The organism is Pseudomonas sp. 2VD (assembly GCF_005503585.1).
Taxonomy (GTDB): domain Bacteria; phylum Pseudomonadota; class Gammaproteobacteria; order Pseudomonadales; family Pseudomonadaceae; genus Pseudomonas; species Pseudomonas aeruginosa.
In genome coordinates, this window is sequence record NZ_SCND01000643.1 from 1 (window position 1) to 1,409 (window position 1,409).

General features: G+C 62.6%; 1 protein-coding gene. It reads left to right on the forward strand.

The genetic code is table 11. The features are described from left to right. Positions 1-18: 18 nt before the first annotated feature. Positions 19-1,409 (forward strand): type VI secretion system contractile sheath large subunit (tssC, locus tag FFS27_RS32720; protein ID WP_137952554.1); only part of this gene is annotated, 1,391 nt, incomplete at its 3' end.

Sequence of the window (1,409 nt, forward strand, 5' to 3'; positions counted from 1 at the left end):
AGCCAAGGAAGCAGATACATGAGCACCAGTGCCGCACAGCAAGGCCGGAACCAGAACGGCGAATACAACATTCTCGACAGCATCATCGCCGAGACCCGCCTGAGCCCGGACGACGAGGCCTACGACATCGCCAAGCGCGGCGTCTCCGCCTTCATCGAGGAATTGCTCAAGCCGCAGAACGACGGCGAGCCGGTGAAGAAGGCGATGGTCGACCGGATGATCGCCGAGATCGATGCCAAGCTCAGCACGCAGATGGACGAGATCCTCCATCATCCCGATTTCCAGGCGCTGGAGTCGGCCTGGCGCGGCCTGCAACTGCTGGTCGACCGCACCAACTTCCGCGAGAACATCAAGATCGAGATTCTCAGCGTTTCCAAGCAGGACCTGCTGGACGATTTCGAGGACTCGCCCGAGGTGATGCAGTCCGGCCTGTACAAGCACATCTACACCGCCGAATACGGCCAGTTCGGTGGCCAGCCGGTCGGCGCCATCATCGCCAACTACTACATGTCGCCCAGTTCGCCCGACGTCAAGCTGATGCAATACGTCTCCAGCGTGGCCTGCATGGCCCATGCGCCGTTCGTGGCGGCCGCCGGTCCGAAGTTCTTCGGCCTGGAAAGCTTCACCGGCCTGCCGGACCTGAAGGACCTGAAGGATCATTTCGAAGGCCCGCAGTTCGCCAAGTGGCAGAGCTTCCGCCAGTCCGAGGATTCCCGCTACGTGGCGCTGACCGTACCGCGCTTCCTGCTGCGCACGCCCTACGATCCGGAAGAGAATCCGGTCAAGTCGTTCGCCTACAAGGAGACCGTGGCCAACAGCCACGAGCATTACCTGTGGGGCAACACCGCCTATGCCTTCGGCACCAAGCTGACCGACAGCTTCGCCAAGTATCGCTGGTGCCCGAACATCATCGGGCCGCAGAGCGGCGGTGCGGTGGAGGACCTGCCTTTGCACCACTTCGAGAGCATGGGCGAGATCGAGACCAAGATCCCCACCGAGGTGCTGGTGTCCGATCGCCGCGAGTACGAACTGGCCGAGGAAGGCTTCATTTCCCTGACCATGCGCAAGGGCAGCGACAACGCCGCGTTCTTCTCCGCCAGCTCGGTGCAGAAGCCGAAGTTCTTCGGCATCAGCGCCGAAGGCAAGGCCGCGGAGCTGAACTACAAGCTCGGCACCCAGTTGCCGTACATGATGATCGTCAACCGCCTGGCCCATTACCTGAAGGTCCTGCAACGCGAACAGCTGGGGTCGTGGAAGGAGCGTACCGACCTCGAGCTGGAGCTGAACAAGTGGATCCGCCAGTACGTCGCCGACCAGGAAAACCCCAGCGCCGAAGTGCGCGGCCGTCGCCCGCTGCGCGCTGCACAGATCATCGTCAGTGACGTCGAGGGCGAGCCGGGCTGGTACCG